Annotated in this window: 9 protein-coding genes, 2 tRNA genes and 2 pseudogenes; 8 read left to right on the plus strand and 5 right to left on the minus strand. The window is 58.5% G+C overall.

The window, feature by feature from the left end; translation table 11 throughout:
- Nucleotides 1-56: 56 nt before the first annotated feature.
- A pseudogene (locus J1N02_RS24085) lies at nt 57-389 on the plus strand (HAMP domain-containing protein); the annotation flags it as partial.
- Between the two features lie 144 nt (nt 390-533).
- A complete protein-coding gene (locus J1N02_RS24090; protein WP_421147909.1) occupies nt 534-1247 on the plus strand; it encodes a methyl-accepting chemotaxis protein in 714 nt (237 codons plus the stop codon).
- Between the two features lie 590 nt (nt 1248-1837).
- Here the strand turns inward: J1N02_RS24090 and J1N02_RS24095 are convergent.
- Nucleotides 1838-2501: pseudogene (locus tag J1N02_RS24095) on the minus strand (site-specific integrase); the annotation flags it as partial.
- 430 nt (nt 2502-2931) lie between these two features.
- Here J1N02_RS24095 and J1N02_RS24100 point away from each other — a divergent pair.
- Both J1N02_RS24100 and J1N02_RS24105 read left to right on the plus strand, forming a co-directional pair.
- Nucleotides 2932-3007, plus strand: a tRNA-Val gene (locus J1N02_RS24100).
- Between the two features lie 19 nt (nt 3008-3026).
- Nucleotides 3027-3103 (plus strand) — tRNA-Asp (locus tag J1N02_RS24105).
- A gap of 338 nt (nt 3104-3441) precedes the next feature.
- Here J1N02_RS24105 and J1N02_RS24110 read toward each other — a convergent pair.
- Nucleotides 3442-4608: a catalase family protein gene (locus J1N02_RS24110; protein WP_108574870.1), complete on the minus strand. Its 1167-nt coding sequence runs from the start codon at nt 4606-4608 to the stop codon at nt 3442-3444.
- Nucleotides 4605-6413, minus strand: coding sequence for a di-heme-cytochrome C peroxidase (locus tag J1N02_RS24115; protein WP_098480069.1), 1809 nt, complete (start codon nt 6411-6413; stop codon nt 4605-4607). The genes J1N02_RS24110 and J1N02_RS24115 overlap by 4 nt, the downstream gene beginning before the upstream one ends.
- A gap of 258 nt (nt 6414-6671) precedes the next feature.
- Here J1N02_RS24115 and J1N02_RS24120 point away from each other — a divergent pair, with 258 nt between their 5' ends.
- From J1N02_RS24120 to J1N02_RS24135, 4 genes are all read left to right on the plus strand, one after another.
- Nucleotides 6672-7403, plus strand: a complete 732-nt coding sequence (locus tag J1N02_RS24120) for an FKBP-type peptidyl-prolyl cis-trans isomerase (protein ID WP_012723274.1) — start codon at nt 6672-6674, stop codon at nt 7401-7403.
- A gap of 311 nt (nt 7404-7714) precedes the next feature.
- The gene (locus J1N02_RS24125) at nt 7715-8173 is read left to right on the plus strand and encodes a YkvA family protein (RefSeq protein WP_027607108.1); all 459 of its coding nucleotides are present in this window, start codon (nt 7715-7717) and stop codon (nt 8171-8173) included.
- Between the two features lie 93 nt (nt 8174-8266).
- The gene (locus J1N02_RS24130) at nt 8267-8605 is read left to right on the plus strand and encodes a helix-turn-helix domain-containing protein (protein WP_027607109.1); all 339 of its coding nucleotides are present in this window, start codon (nt 8267-8269) and stop codon (nt 8603-8605) included.
- Nucleotides 8602-8973, plus strand: a complete 372-nt coding sequence (locus J1N02_RS24135; RefSeq protein WP_005786715.1) for a hypothetical protein — start codon at nt 8602-8604, stop codon at nt 8971-8973. The genes J1N02_RS24130 and J1N02_RS24135 overlap by 4 nt, the downstream gene beginning before the upstream one ends.
- Here J1N02_RS24135 and J1N02_RS24140 read toward each other — a convergent pair.
- Both J1N02_RS24140 and J1N02_RS24145 read right to left on the minus strand, forming a co-directional pair.
- Complete coding sequence (locus J1N02_RS24140) at nt 8970-10739, minus strand: bifunctional diguanylate cyclase/phosphodiesterase (protein ID WP_043293707.1); 1770 nt, start codon at nt 10737-10739, stop codon at nt 8970-8972. The two genes, J1N02_RS24135 and J1N02_RS24140, sit on opposite strands and share 4 nt — an antisense overlap.
- A gap of 118 nt (nt 10740-10857) precedes the next feature.
- Complete coding sequence (locus tag J1N02_RS24145; protein WP_174562728.1) at nt 10858-12939, minus strand: carboxy terminal-processing peptidase; 2082 nt, start codon at nt 12937-12939, stop codon at nt 10858-10860.
- Nucleotides 12940-12976: the final 37 nt, after the last annotated feature.

The raw sequence follows: 12976 nt of genomic DNA on the forward strand, positions 1-12976 counted from the left end.
ACAAATCCAGCATCATCGACTCGTACGCGCTATCCGGTTCGGTCTACCAAGAGTTGATGGATACGTGGCTTGAAAGGTTCAACGAGTACGTTCCTTTTGTTGAAAAGCTGGACAATGCCACGCAACTAGTTTTGTCAGAAACCGGTGATCAGCTTCATGCTCGCCTGGCAAGCCACCAGCGCAAGCTTGTGCTCTGGGCTCTTGCTCTGCTTGCGACGGTCTTCACGATAATCTACCTGTTCATCGGTTTTTACCTGTCTGTGCGACGAGCCATTCGTGAAATCTCTGAAGCGACTCGCCTTCTAGCTGATGGAGATCTCCGATGCACCATAAAGCCCTCGGGCCGTGATGAGCTGGGTGATCTGGCCGAAGACTTCAACCTCATGCAAGTACGTATGCGTGGACTAATAACCGAGGTCAAAAATTTCTCGTCCTCAACGCAAGATAAAGCTGTGAATGTCAGCGAGCACGCGCTTTCATCCCAGCAAAGCGTAGGACATCAAGCGACCAAACTCGAGTTAATCGCCACCTCGATGAGCGAGTTGGTAAGCAGCGTGCAGGAGGTCAGTACCAACTCCAACACCACCGCCGACAAAGCGAGCCAGGCGGGCCAGAAATGTCGCGACGGAAGCATTCAGGTTGGCCGAGCAGTGGCGGGAATCAACGACTTATTCCAAGAACTCAACGACTCACTCAATGCCATCAATGCTGTGGAAACTGAAAGCCAGGCAATTTCTAAAGCGGTAGGGCTGATTAAAAGTGTTTCTGAACAGACAAATCTGCTAGCTCTGAATGCGGCCATCGAGGCGGCGCGAGCCGGGGATCAAGGCCGAGGCTTTGCCGTGGTCGCTGATGAAGTACGTAGCCTGGCCATTCACTCGCATAAACTGACAGGCGAGATCTACAGCAATATTACCCGCCTACAGCAACAGGTATTCAGCGCTGTCGCGACCATCCGCAGCTGCCATACGAATGCATCCGCGACGGTTGAGGAAGTATCTCGAGCGGCCGGGTTCTTTGACGACATTACCTGCGGCATGAATCAAATCATCGATCACAACATCCAGATTGCCTCAGCAACAGAACAGCAGGCCTATGTTGTACAAGGGGTTGAGCAAAATACTTTTGAAATTAAAGCTCTTAGTGAAAGCACCGCGAGCCAGGCCGATAGCACGGTAAAAATCAGCAATGAGGTCGCTGAGATGACGCGGAACCTACACGGGCTCATTGCCAATTTCAAGATGTGAGCTAGTTGGTGGCCCAATGACACCCAGACAATTGTAATCAATAAGGTCTGTCGGGAATCGACCCGAAGCAAGCGCTCAGCGATATCTACAAAACTAGGAGAGATTTAGTATTGAAGAATCTTTTCTATGACGGCGATGGGGATTCAGTGGCGGTGTACGCTGGAAATCTCATCATCTGGGAGGGTTGATATTCGTAGGTCGAAGACAACACCTCGTTGAGTCGATCATCCAACAAATTCCAGATGGGAAGAGGCTGAAAAAATGACGGATCAGATAGAGGTTATTTAAAAATGATGATGATTCCATGAGCTGTCTTATTTGTGCTGGTGTTGCTGAGCGTATTCAGTGTCATGGTCCTTGGGAGGAGAGAGACTGTCCGGCTTGCGGGCGCTATAGGGTTTCAGATGCGCTCGTATTAACACTGATGGAACAGGGGCAGATTTTCGATGTGGGCAAAACAAGGCTTTGGCTGACCAGCAAGCGAAAGGAACAAGTTACTCCGTGTATTGAGATCCATGAGGCGCTACTGTTGCCATGAGCACCGGCAACAGGCAGGCATCACTGGATTTTTGTGTATTGAAGAGTCTTCCCTATGAAGGAGGTAGGGATCCAGTGGCGTTGCGCACCGGAAACTTCATCATCTGGGAGGGTTGATATTCGTAGGGCGAGGACAACACTTCGCTGAGTCGATCGCCCAACAAGTTCCAAGCGCTTTTTTTCTCCTCGGCATAATTATGATGCAGGTAGTGGCGCCTTACCCGGGAGCCGGCCAATACATGATTTTGACAGCGATCGATCACATCCAGGCTGACCCCCAAGGCCTGCATCAGGGTCGCGCCTGTGCGGCGCAGGTCATGCGGCGTCCAGTCACGGTTCTGGCCGTCGGCAAGCACCAGCGTATCGTCATGGCGACGTCGTGAAAAGGGCTTTGCGGTTTTTGAATCGGGCCTGGCGGTCACCCACCTGCTTGCTCACCACTTTCACGTCCACATGCCCATCCTTCTGCTTGTTCGGAAAGCACCATTGGCCATGTCCAGTCAGCGTTTTCAGGTCCTGAAAGAAGTGCAAGGCAATGGGTGAGAGGAAAACATGATGGTCTTGTTTTTTGCGCCGGCTGCCTTTGACGTTCCCGCTCGGGATGAACCAGGTATGGTTCTTCAGATCGACATTCTTCCATTCGGTCTGAAGCAACTCACCGATCTGGCATAACGTTCCCAAACAGATCCAAAGCGCAGGTTGGGCCTCAGGTTTCACGCTATAAAGCACATACCGCTGATGTGGTCCGTCCAGACTCTTGGATTACACTGGATTAAAGTGCGCGCGGATGGTTCAGATGGCTTGCGGTTCTCGATACGCTCGGGCATTGCATCAAGATGATCCGGTCCGCAGATTGCCAGCTGCACATTAGAAGTACATAATCAAGTCCATCAGCAACACGCTAAACTATGGAAACCTCAAGCTTTCAATGATTTAGAGGGTGAGTTATGATCCCGTCCGCTGCGCCATATTCGGTAGCCTGGAACGCTGAACGCCAGGTCACCACAGAAAGCCCGCCTGATCGCGGGCTTTTTTTTGCTGTCCGGAATATGGCAAAAAATCGTGCGCTAAACTTTTTTTGAATAAATTGCATTTAAATCAAGACATTACGATTTTTTGGTGTATGATGCGCCCACACCGAAACGAAGGGTGATTAGCTCAGCTGGGAGAGCATCTGCCTTACAAGCAGAGGGTCGGCGGTTCGATCCCGTCATCACCCACCATTCGCTTCACGTGTTACGCGCAGCGGTAGTTCAGTCGGTTAGAATACCGGCCTGTCACGCCGGGGGTCGCGGGTTCGAGTCCCGTCCGCTGCGCCATATTCGGTCACCTGGCCCACTGAACGCCAGGTCACCACAGAAAGCCCGCTCATTGAGCGGGCTTTTTTTGGCCTGCGATTTGATCTTTCTACGCCTTGCCTTTGCGCTGACGCTACCTGACCTTTTTCTTGCGTGGCTGGCGCGTGGCCAAGTGCTCGAAGCAAAAAGACGCAGTGCCGAACACGGCGATTATGGTCAGGACGATCATGCCTAGGGTTGAGCTTTCCACGATGGGCTTCCTACGTGATGGAGTAGGCGTCCACGGTAGAGTTACGACGAAAGCGCCTCAATAGACCCGACGCAATCCTTACGACGCCGGGCCCATTGTTACGCAGTCTTTACGGGGCGTTGCGGCTGTGGCGGTAATCGCTGACCGCTTCATACACCGCCTTGCGCAAGCGATTGATGCCACCGATGGGCCGATGCTCGGCTACGCCAAACCATGGGTTGAACGACTGGTTGTCGCACGCCAGGTTCTGCTCGGGCGTATCGAAATCCTGGGCCGGGATCCGCACCTTGGCTACGCTCTCGTAGGGCGCATCGCTCTCCTTCCACTCGATGCTGGTGTCTTCGATCGGCATGAATTTCTGCGGGTTCTGCCGCTGGATCTGCAACACGAAACATGCCGGCACGCGGTCGGTGGACAGCTGCTGGCTCAAGGCGCTGCGCAGGAAGTTCGGCAGGTCCTGGTTCTGCTTGGGCAAGGCGTATTCCGGGCAGCCCTGTGGGTCGGGCGCCACACGGAACTTGGCATTGGCCGCGCCGAACTTGTAGGGCGATACCGAAAAATAGGTGGTCTGCGTCGGGCTGGCCGGTGCGGGTGCCAGGGTTGCCAGGGCGATAAACAGGTGACGCACCTGCCAGCTGCGCGGGTCGGCCTTGGGGAAGAACGCCAGGACTTTCTTGCCATCCGCCTGGGCGCCGATGTTCTGCGCGTACTCCGCCACATCGCTGACAAAGAAATTCGGGTGGCTGAACATCACGAAGTCCTGTTCCGTGCGGGCCTGCTGGTCGGCGAGCAATTGTTTGCCCGGCACGTCCAGCAACTTGAGCGCCATGCCCCGGGCATCGCGGATGCTGTCGAACTGCGGGTAGGCGTTGCCGTTGGACAAGCGCATCATGGCCTGCCAGGTCTTGCCTGGTTCGGCAAATACACCCTGGCGCAACGCCGGGTCGAGATCGGCCAGCACACTGACTTCGGCTTTCACGCAACCATGGGCCTTGGCGTGGGCATCGCGCAGGTAGCGCGTGCCTTCGCGATGCTGGTCAACGATGCGCACGGCGGTCTGGATAATTCCCTGGGTCATTGCCGCTTCACCCGCAGGGATCTGCTCGTCCGGCGACACCGGTCCGCTGTGCTGCCAGGCAAACCACGCCGTGCTCGCCAGCCAGCCGAGCAGGCCCAGGCCCACCAGCCACAACAGGGTCTTGCCGAGAAACCGGCCAAGGCGCAGCCACAGGCGGGCGAGCAGGGAAGGTTGGTCGTATCGAGATCGGATCATCATGGCAGTTGTTGCTCCAGCGGGCCGCCCAGCACTTTGAGGTATTCCAGCAGTGCCCAGCGTTCCTGCGGCAGCAAGCTGCGGCCGATAACGCCATTGCCACGCTTGCCTGCACGGAATTCGTGGCCGCTGTTGTGGTTGCCGGTGAGTTTGGTATCGAACAGGAAGGCATTCTTGAACGCTGCGGTCTCAAAGCCCAGGTGACGCGGGTCGTAGTTGAAGGTGCCTTTATAGAAGGTGGTGCTGCGTTCATCCTGAGGCGAGAGCAACTGGTAGATCGTCGGCACCGAGCCGTTGTGCAGGAACGGCGGGGTCGCCCATACACCGGCCAGCGGGCGGGCCTTGTAGGCACGCAACTCGCGCACGCCAATGGGCAGGCCGTAGCCATCCAGGCGCGGGCGCTCGGCCGGGGTGACGCCGGCGGCGCGGTAGGCGTGGTCTTCGACGAAGGCGGTGACGTAGGCCAGGCCCTTGGCCACGGACATTTTCTTCAGGTCCAGCGGCTCGGTGGGGGTGGGGTGCAGTTCGACATTGAGCTTGGCCAGTTCCGCCGGGTCCCACTGCAGGGCGCTGAGGTCATAGCGCTGGTCGGCAATGTTGCTGGCGGTACCGGGGTCGGTGCCGATGTACGCCACCGGCAGCATTTTCAGCTGCTGCACCGGGCGGCCATTTTCCTCGGTGACGGCCGGCACATGGCAGCCGGCGCAGTTCTCGGCGAACAGCGCGCGGCCCTGGGCGGCGAGGGGCTTGTCGACGGGGCCGAACAAGTCCTCGGGCCAGGTCGGTGGTTTGAGGCGTTGCAGGGTTTCTTCGATCCGGTTGAGGTCACGCACCCTGACGCTCGACGGGTAGCGCGCATCGCCCTGAAGCGGTTGGCCGGCGGCGTCGAAAAAGCTCAACGTCGCGCCTACACCGAGGGCTTCACCGATATTGCGCGCCATGGGTTGCTGGGCCGAGCCGTTCCATTGCACCCAGTCGAAGGTCCAGATGTCCCACAGCTGCGGGTAGTCCACCGGCGCATTGGCGACGCGGTAGTTGTCTGGCGAAATGGCATCGCCAAAGCTGGCATTGGCGATCCGGCCAAAGGCGTCGGTGCGGCCCGGGCCTTCTTCGGTGGGGTAGAGGCCGCGGTGGGTGTCGTTCCAGGCGACCTTGAGGAACTGGTTCAGCGACTGTTTGAAGTCCTCGCGCAACTGGCTGTGCTCGGCGTCGTAGCGATCCCCCAGCACCTGGCGGGCAAACCGCTCGAATTTCCAGGGGTTGTAGTAGGTGGCGGCGAGGCTGGCGACCAGGGCCTGGCCGAAACTGCCACCACGCAAGGTGGGTACGCTGGAAGGCAGTACGTGTTGGGCCGAGCCGCCGTCGATACGCAGGGCCTGGCCCTTGAAGTGCAATTCGCCGGTATGGCAGGCGGCACAGGTAATATCCAGGTACTCGACGTTGCTGTCGGCGTTTTTGTGCCGGGCGAAGCCCACGGGCAGGTTGCCGGGGTTTTGCGTGGTGGGTACCTGCTTGGGGTCCACCAGGAAACCGAAGCGCGCCAGGTACTCCGGCGTGGCAAAACGCCGCTCGGAGAACGGCAGTTCCAGGGCGGTGAACCAGTTGTAGTGCAGGCCTTTTACTTGGGTGCCCTGAGGGGTGAAGTAATAGGTCTGGCGGTCGGCGGCGCTCCATTGGTCCTGGTAGCGCACCTGTTCCACCGGCACGTAGTCGGGCAGCCTGGGGTTGACGGTGTAGTACAGCACCACGGCCAGGATCAGGCCCAGCGCGATGAGTATCAGCAGTAAAACACGGGAAAAAATGCGCAAGATGGCTATCCTTGTCTCGGCCTTGTCGAGTGGTCGCGTTGTTATGCCACTACGCCACGGGTGCGGCAAGTGGCCATGAGTCAGATGAGAGGCGGTCCCGCGATCCGTCGCGGGCTCCCATAATGAATGAAAATGCTTTTAAACACGTGAACTTATCGGAAGTTTCCTGCTCACATGCCGGTAGCCATTGGTCGTGGCCGCCTGATAAGCTCGCGACTTTATTCGAATGCCCTTTTGGCGCATGAACAAGGAAATAGCATGAAACAGCATCGGTTGGCGGCGGCGGTGGCCCTGGTTAGCCTGGTACTTGCGGGTTGTGATTCGCAGACCAGCGTAGAGCTGAAAACCCCGGCGCAGAAAGCTTCCTACGGCATCGGCCTGAACATGGGCAAAAGCCTTGCCCAGGAAGGCATGGATGACCTGGATTCCAAAGCGGTAGCCCAGGGCATCGAAGATGCCGTCGGCAAGAAAGAGCAGAAGCTCAAAGACGACGAACTGGTTGAAGCGTTTGCCGCACTGCAGAAGCGTGCTGAAGAACGCATGACCAAAATGAGCGAAGAGTCGGCAGCCGCCGGCAAGAAATTCCTCGAAGACAACGCCAAGAAAGACGGCGTAGTCACCACCGCTTCCGGCCTGCAGTACAAGATCACCAAGAAAGCCGACGGCCCACAGCCTAAGCCGACTGACGTGGTGACTGTTCACTACACCGGCAAGCTCACCAACGGCACCACCTTTGACAGCTCCGTGGATCGCGGCAGCCCTATTGACCTGCCGGTCAGCGGCGTGATTCCTGGCTGGGTCGAAGGCCTGCAACTGATGCACGTAGGCGAGAAGGTCGAGTTGTACATCCCGTCCGACCTGGCCTATGGCGCCCAGAGCCCGAGCCCGGCAATCCCGGCCAACTCCGTGCTGGTATTCGACCTGGAACTGCTGGCCATCAAGGACCCAGCCAAGGCTGAAGCCCCTGCTGCACCTGCCGCCAAGAAGTAATCGGCGCTTGAACACACAACGCCCCGTCTTGACGGGGCGTTGTTGTTTTCGGGGTTTTCAAATCAGTACCTGTAGACATCCGATCGAACGCCCGTACGCTGTAACAGTCTGATGTAAGGCTCGAGTACGGGTATCGGCACATCTGCGCCAAGTCAATGAATTCTTGGGTTTTTTTGATGTGCGCAAAAAACGCCCGATCTGACTGGAAGCCTTGTAGAACGTGGCTTTCAGCCGGTAAAACAGGCTCTGTTCACAAGGTTATCCACAATTTGTGTGGATAACCTTTCTGTTTGATGGAACTGGAGTGACAGATGAAACCACCCTTCAATTTCACCCGTTTCCTGCCAATGGCTGCACGCTTGCTGGGCCGTGGACGTTTGCCGACCCTGCTGTTCGCTGTCGCCGCCAAAGGCTCCAGCCAGGGCAACCGCCTGGGTAAGCTCAAGGATGATCTCAAGTTGCTTCAATCCCTGTGCCTGGCCTACTGGCGTGGCGAGTACCGGGCCATCAGCCCCAAGGCACTGATCTCTGTGGTGGCGGGGTTGATGTATTTCCTCAGCCCGATTGATGCGATCCCGGACTTTATCCCCATGTTCGGCATGCTCGACGACATCGCGGTACTGGCGTGGGTCATGAAGACCCTGGAAGGCGAACTGAGCGCGTTTCGCGCCTGGCGTGACGCACAGCGCCCGGAAAAACTCGCGGTGGTTGAGCGTTTGCCTGCCACCCCGGCCTTGCTGGCCAAGGAAAACCCGCAAAAAAACGGATGACGTGGCTATCCCCCTGCGACCTTTGTGGCTGTTAGGATTACACTCCTAAGGAAAGAGCTTACTCAGTAAGTGCAGTTATCCTACGGGGCGGTCATGGATATTCAGATAATTTCACGCAATGGCGAACCCGAGTACGCGGTGTTGCCATGGGATCAGTACCAGGCGCTGCTAAAAGCCGCCGGTCAGCAACAGCCTTCACCGACGCCTTCTCCTACTGCACACGCCGCACCTGACCAGGATTTGCGCCCGCTCGCAGACCTGCGCGGCTTGCGTGAAGCCAAGGGCCTGGCGATTGAAGCGTTGGCCCGCACCGTGGGCATCAGCCCCTCGTATCTCGGATTGATCGAAAGTGGTGAACGTCAGCCGGATGCCGCAATCCGCCGCAGCCTGGCCTGGGAATTGGGCGTTACAGGGTGGAGGGATGAATCTTGAGCCTACGTATCAGTCGTCAACATTGGGATGGGTTACTTAACGAACTGGACCAGGCGCGCCGCCAGCGCCATCTGCTGACCTACCGGGCACTGTTGGAGCGCCTGCAGTTTCCGACGCCGGCGATGCAAACCCTGGCCGCTGCCCTGGAGCACCTGGCGGCGCTGGACGCCAAGGCCGAGCAACCGTTGCGCAGCTCCCTGGTGATCAGCCAGGGCGCCAGTCGCCTGCCGCGTACCGGGTTCTTTGAATGTGTGGAGCGCCTGGGGCGTTTCAGCGGGCCGTCCGATGGTGTGGCCGCCGCCTCCTGGCATGCCTCGGAAGTGGTGCGGGTGTTCGAATACGAGTATCCGGAGTCTGCCGAGGCTTAAAGTGCCTGGGGCAACATGTCCATGCTGTCGATCACGTGGATACTGTAGCCGGTCATATCCTTGGCATGGTGCTTGGCCTGCGAGGCCAGTTCCGCCAACTGGCTGGCATCGAGTTGTCCACAGGCCTGTGGATACAAATGCACCACCCCGATCGACAATGACAGCAACGCAAACTCCTGGCGTACGCCCTGGCGGTTCAGCGCCACGAAGCAGCCGGCGTCGAGGTGCTCGGCGCGGTAGAAGCGCCGGCACTGGGTATGGAAATCGTCCAGCAGCTGGTTGAGCCGCTTGCGCCAATCCTGTGGCCCCAATACCAGCAGGAAGTCATCGCCACCGATGTGCCCGACAAAGTCGCGGCTGGGGTCGACCCGGTCGTTCAGGCACTGCGCCAGGCACAGCAACACCTCATCCCCACGTCCGTAGCCGTAGATGTCGTTGAACGGCTTGAAGCTGTCGATATCCACGTAGCAGATCACCGATTCCCGCTGTTGCTGCAACAGTCGCGTCAGGCACTGCTGGATCGGCACGTTGCCGGGCAGCAGGGTCAGCGGGTTGGCATAGCGCGCCTGCTGGATTTTCAGTTCGGTGATCAGCTTGAGTACATCGATTACCCGGCCCAGGCCGAGGTAATCGCCATTGAGGGTGATGATGAAATCTTCTTCGATACGTTGCCGTGCGCGGCTGGTCAGCAGGCGGCTGACCTGTTGCAGCGACTGGCTCAACTCCACCGCCAGAAAATCCGTACTCATCAGCCGGCTGATGGGCTTGCGCGCAAACAGGTCGGTGGCAAACGGCTTGAGCAGCGCATCGGAGAGTGAATGCCGGTGCACGATCCCTACCGGGTGGCCGCGTCCATCCAGCACCGCCAGGGAGTTAAGGTTGGCCTGGCGGCGGAACGCCTCCAACACCTGGGCGGTGGCGGTGTCCTGATCGACCGCCGGTTGTTCGCTGAGCAGGGCGCTGAGGTCGCCGGCTTCTTCGCTGAGGGCCACATTGGCCTGGTCGGGCTTGGGCAGCATCTGGCGCGCTTCCTGTGGCGGCTGCTCCTGTGGACGGCAGAGCAGGTAACCCTGGACCAGGTCGACGCCCATCTCGGTCAATACCGCCAGCTCTTCCGGCAATTCGATGCCCTCGGCGATCACCTGGGCCCGTGAGGCCCTGGCGATCTGCAGGATAGAGCCGACAAACTCACGCTTGAGCGCATCCTGATGGATACCGTCGATAAAGTGCCGGTCGATCTTCACGTAATCCGGGCGCAGCTCCGACCACAAGCGCAGGCTGGAATAGCCGGCACCCAAGTCATCCAAGGCAATCGAAAAGCCCATGTTGCGGTAATGGTGCAGGGCGGTTTGCAGCAGGTCGAAATCGTCGGTGGGGGTCTGCTCGGTGAGTTCGATCACCACCTGGCTCGGCGGAATGCCGAAGTCGCGCAGCAATTGCAGGGTGCGGCCCGGTTGATGAGCGGTCTCCATCAAGGATTCGGGCGAGACATTCAGGAACAGCTTGCCCGGCAGCTTTTGCTCGCTGAAGCGGCGGCATGCGCTTTCGCGGCAGGCCATTTCCAGTTCGCTGAGGCGTCCCGCATGGCGCGCCACCGAGAACAGCGCGATGGGGGAGTGCAGCGGGCTGTTCGACGGGCCGCGGCTGAGGGCCTCGTAGCCGAGGATGCGCCGTTCCGACAGACAGATGATCGGTTGGAACAGGCTGTGCAAACTGCCTTGAGCCAGGATAGAGCCCAATGCACTCAGCTGTTCGGTCATGGTCATGGCGATCTCGATCGAAAAAAAAGGACCGTGGGCGTTACGCCGACGGTCCTTCATTTCACGACAGAATGATGTCTATATGATGACACTCCAGGGAGCGATCACATTAAATCGCCATCATTTACTGCTTGGCCACCTGTTTGGTGATTTTCAGGTAGTCCAGCAGGATCCGGCCGCTCTCGGCCAGGTAAGCGTCGTCTTCCGGCTTGGTTTTATCCGCTTCGGTCGGCAGCGCATCCTCGTCTTCTTTCTTCAGCTCCTTGAGGGGTTCTTCGCCCTTGGCCTTGCGGCGGATGTTTTCCAAGGCGAGTTGCTTGTTTTCGATGTCGGAGTGCTGTGCACGACGGTCCACTTCATTGAGGCTGACGGTTTTTTCTTCCATCAACTTCTTGGCCAGGGCCAGCTTGTCGCGGATGAACACAAACTCGGCATCCTTGGCGGAGCGGGTATCGTGGTCAGCCTTCAACTGCGCGAGGAATGGCTTGAACGGGTCCGAGGCCGGCTTGATTGCAGGACGGATGGTGTCCCACGGCATGGCTTCCGGCAGGGCGCTTTCGCCGATTTCCTTGGTGTCGATGATCGACGGGAAATCGATGTCCGGCAGTACGCCCTGATGCTGGGTGCTCTGCCCGGACACCCGGTAGAACTTGGCCAGCGTCAGCTTGAGCTCGCCATGGTTCAGCGGCTGGATGGTCTGCACGGTGCCTTTGCCGAAGGTCTGGCCGCCGATGATCAATGCACGGTGATAGTCCTGCATGGCGCCGGCGAAAATCTCCGAAGCCGAAGCCGACAGGCGGTTGACCAGCAACGCCATCGGGCCTTTGTAGAAGGCACCCGGGTTCTCGTCTTCGAGCACGTCGACACGGCCGTCAGCGTTGCGTACCAACACGGTCGGGCCCTTGTCGATAAACAGGCTGGTCAGCTCGGTGGCTTCCTGCAGGGAACCGCCGCCGTTGTTGCGCAGGTCGATGACCACGCCGTCGACTTTTTCCTTCTGCAGCTCGGTAAGGATTTTCTTCACGTCGCGGGTGGTGGACTTGTAGTCCGGGTCACCGGCACGGAAGGCCTTGAAGTCCAGGTAGAAGGCCGGGATTTCAATCACGCCCAGCTTGTAGTCCTTGCCATCCTGCTTGAGGTTGAGGACTTTCTTCTGCACGGCCTGGTCTTCGAGCTTCACCGCTTCACGGGTGATGGACACGATCTTGCTGGTCTGGTCGTTCGGTGCATTGGTGTGCGGAATCACTTCCAGGCGCACCACGCTGCCTTTCGGCCCGCGGATCAGCTTGACCACTTCGTCCAGGCGCCAGCCGACCACATCGACCATCTCTTTGTCGGCCTGGGCCACACCGATGATCTTGTCGGCAGGCGCCACCTGCTTGGTCTTGTCTGCCGGACCGGCCGGCACCAGACGCACGATCTTCACCTGGTCATTGTCGCTTTGCAGGACGGCACCGATGCCTTCCAGGGACAGACTCATGTTGATATCGAAATTTTCCGCGTTATCTGGAGACAGATAATTGGTGTGCGGATCGTAGGACATCGCAAAGGTGTTGATGTAGGCCTGGAAGATATCTTCGGCACGGGTCTGGTCCAGGCGCGCCAGTTGATTCTTGTAGCGCTTGGTCAGCAGCTCCTGGATGGCCTTGGGCTCTTTGCCGGCGATCTTCAGGCGCAGCACTTCGTCCTTGACGCGTTTGCGCCAGAGGTCGTCGAGGGCGGCGGTGCTGGTCAGCCAAGGCGCGTCCTTGCGGTCCACCAGAAGGGTTTCCTTCTGGGTGAAGTCGAGCTTGTCGACACCCTTGTCCAACTCACCCAAGGCGAAGTCCAGACGCGCTTTCACGCGATCCAGATAGCGCTTGTAGATGGTGAAGCCGGGCTGCAGGTCGCCGCTCTTGAGGAAGTCGTCGAACTGCGTCTTCCACTTGTCGAACTCAGCGATATCGCTGGCCAGGAAGTAGCTGCGCGACGGATCCAGCAGCTTGAGGTAGCTGTCGTAGATGATCACCGAGCGCGCGTCGTCCAGCGGCGGCTTGCTGTAGTGATGACGCTTGAGCAACTCGACGACGTTAAGGCTGGCAATCACCTCATCGCGGTCCGGCTGAAGGTTGTCCCAGCTGTTGGCTGCGAACGTATTGGTCGACATCGACGCGAAGCCGATACCAATGAAAAGAGCGAGGGCGGTGCTGGGGAACAGATGCTTCATGCTGATTCGACGCGGGGGCAATTGATAACGCATATTA

This window comes from Pseudomonas sp. NFX5 (assembly GCF_049132125.1).
Taxonomy (GTDB): Bacteria; Pseudomonadota; Gammaproteobacteria; order Pseudomonadales; family Pseudomonadaceae; genus Aquipseudomonas; species Aquipseudomonas marginalis.